Raw genomic sequence first — 2,694 nt, 5'->3', positions numbered from 1 at the left:
TCGCTGCGATCGCGGCATGAGACACCCAGTCCCGGACCTCATAACCCGCGTCCTCCTCAGACGTTTTTACAAGGCCAAGACCCAACTCGGACATTGGGACCAATTCTGGCTGTGATGCACAACGCGGCTCACAGATGTGGAGCAGGTCGGTAAGGCCGTCGAACTGGCCAGGGAGGTGATGCCGAACCTCGTCCGACTCGTGTTCATGGTGAACTCGTCGGCTCCGGAATTCGCGAAGTTGAATGGGCCGCCTACGGCTGATAACCTAACCCTTTCCGGCCAGTTAGTTCTGCCTCCGGCGAAGACGCCCAGGTCCGACGAGTTGTCAAAACGTCAATCGTACAGTCATATCCGGGAGACACATCATGTCCCATGGGTCGAAGCAAACGCTTGTGGTATTTGGCGACAGCCTGTCAGACAATGGTAACCTATTCAATTTGATCGGGTTACCCCCGCCCCCATACTGGGAGGGGCGCTCGTCCAACGGGCCGACCTATGCCGAGCAGTTGGCGGCATTATTGAGTGCCAAGCTCGATGATCTTGCATTTGCCGGGGCATTAGCGAGCGATCTTTCTCCAGGACCCTCCCTGGACCCTGAAACCGGATTGCCGCTTCCGATCAATCTCTCAGATCAGGTTCAGACCTACCTTGCGGAGTTGTCCGGGGCAAACCACCGCCGCACACCACGGCGGTGATCAACCTCGGCGCTAATGATTATCTGCATTACTTGCAGAGCAGCTTGCCGAAAGATCCGTCGACCGCTCAGACCGTCATCGGCAACGTGATCGCGACCATCAGCGGCGCAATCAACGAGCTCACACAGGCGGGCGTGGACAAGGTCGTTCTCTACACCCTGCCGGATCCGGCGCATGCGCCGTTGTTTTCGCAATTGCCACCGGCGGTAGCGGAATTTACTCACCAACTGATTCTGCTTAACAATGCCGCCTTGGAGCAGTTGGTTTCGACCCACCCGAATATTCAGCTGGTCGACCAGAACGCGCTGTTCGAAACCGTTGCATCGGATCCGGCGAGCTTCGGATTTTCGGCGGGTTTGTCGACCGAATTGATCAATTTGACTCATTCAACGGCGTTTGCCCCGAATGAGGTCCTCTTTTTCGACGCAGAGCACCCGACCTATGCCGGACACGGGGTCTTGGCGGCATTTTCGGATACTGTGTTGACGTCCGATCACACACAAATATTGGATGGAACCCAGCCGGTTGTTCACGTCGGTAATGGCAGCAACTTCATTTTTGCTACTCCTATCGATCACACCAACCCCGATCTCAACGACGCCTACACGATCTTCGGTGGCTCCGGCTCGAGCATCATTTACGCCGGCGAAGGCAACGTGACCGTCCACGGTGGCTCGGGCAATGAGTTGATCGCCGCCGGTCACGGAAATGCAGACCTGGACGGCGGCAACGGTGATGACCTATTGGCGACCAATTCAAGCGGCGTGAACTCGCTTGATGGCGGCAATGGCACCGACGCTCTGATTGCAAACCGAGCAGGAACGAACACCATCGAGGGAGGTGGAGGAGATGACTTGATCGTGCTCAAAGAAAATACGAGCCTTCTCGCCTCCGACGGCACTTTCAATTTCGGCGCACAAACTATAGACGGCGGAAACGGGCACGATACGCTTCGGTTTGTCATCAACGATCAAAATCCTGTCGCCGAGGCTGCATTCATGGCCGAATTCAAGAAAATCGAAGCCGCTTTTGATGGGGCCGATCACCATGCCGGAACGCTCCAGGTCGGTGGCCTCGACATCCGAAGCATCGAACGGCTGGAATTACAGATTGACTCGGTCTCAAAGGATCGCAGCACGCCATTTCTCATAACGCATACGATCGCGGCGTCGGACGGTGCTGTCGACCATGATCACGGTCATGTCCAACTGAGCCAGATGCTTCATACGGCCGAGAATTTTGGTTGGCTGACGGTGTAATGACCCCTCCGGGATCAGAGAAATATCCGCTTTGCAGAATGTGCTTATACCACCTGAACCAAGCGCTGGCGGGCGCGATGTCTTCAGCGCCCGTATGGCGGTCGCAGTCGAGCAATTGAAAATGTAAGCCAACAGGGCGCCAGTGTGAGCGGATAGTGACCGGTGTTGATGTCAGCTGTTGGCCCAGGCCGTGTGAAAATCCGGCAACTTGGGGGCGTTCCGGCGCATTTCGTGGCCGCCGCGCTTCTAATTCGGTGGAATCGACCTCCTGTCATCTCGGTGGCAACCAGGAGCTTCGCGTAGGCACTGATTTGGTCGCGCAATGGCCGGCCTCAGGCCCGCATCGCCTCCAGCAATCCGCCTACGCCCACGATCATCATCACGCGCTTCATGTTGTAGGCGAGCACGGTGAGCACCATCTCGGTGGCCACCTTTGGCAGCTTTTTCGTGAGAAAGTGCGTTGCTCCCATCCAACACTTCATCGTGCCGAACGGGTGCTCCGCTGTCTGACGGCGGACACCCATTGCATTGGGGTTGTGGTCGAGCCGATCCTGAACTTTCTCCAGAACGGCCTCGTGCTCCCAGCGTGAGATGCGGCGCTCGGGGCCTGTCGTGCACTGAGCTTTTAGCGCGCAGGTCTTGCAGGTGCTTGTCCAATAGCGGCGCAGTGTCTTTCCGTCCTCTACGTTCGTATAGTGATAAGTTAGCCGCTCGCCGGCGGGACAGCGATAAACATCGTC

The 2,694-nt window shown here is 57.0% G+C and carries 3 protein-coding genes; 2 read left to right on the top strand and 1 reads right to left on the bottom strand.

Going from position 1 to position 2,694, the window contains the following annotated elements:
- Positions 1-365 precede the first annotated feature (365 nt).
- Positions 366-695, top strand: coding sequence for an SGNH/GDSL hydrolase family protein (locus OZ411_RS42630; RefSeq protein ID WP_282532753.1), 330 nt, complete (start codon positions 366-368; stop codon positions 693-695).
- A complete protein-coding gene (locus OZ411_RS42625; RefSeq protein WP_282532752.1) occupies positions 692-1,954 on the top strand; it encodes an SGNH/GDSL hydrolase family protein in 1,263 nt (420 codons plus the stop codon). Before OZ411_RS42630 ends, OZ411_RS42625 begins: the two co-directional genes overlap by 4 nt.
- 332 nt (positions 1,955-2,286) lie before the next feature.
- Here the strand turns inward: OZ411_RS42625 and OZ411_RS42620 are convergent.
- Positions 2,287-2,694 (bottom strand): transposase (locus OZ411_RS42620; protein WP_282532751.1); only part of this gene is annotated, 408 nt, incomplete at its 5' end.

The organism is Bradyrhizobium sp. Arg237L (genome assembly GCF_029990105.1).
Taxonomy (GTDB): domain Bacteria; phylum Pseudomonadota; class Alphaproteobacteria; order Rhizobiales; family Xanthobacteraceae; genus Bradyrhizobium.
The sequence above is the reverse complement of the archived record's forward strand: the minus strand, read 5'-3'. Positions and strand labels throughout refer to the sequence as shown.

Coding starts and splice junctions, on each gene's coding strand:
- OZ411_RS42630 (WP_282532753.1), top strand. CDS start 366: ATGTCCCATGGGTCGAAGCAAACGCTTGTGGTATTTGGCGACAGCCTG.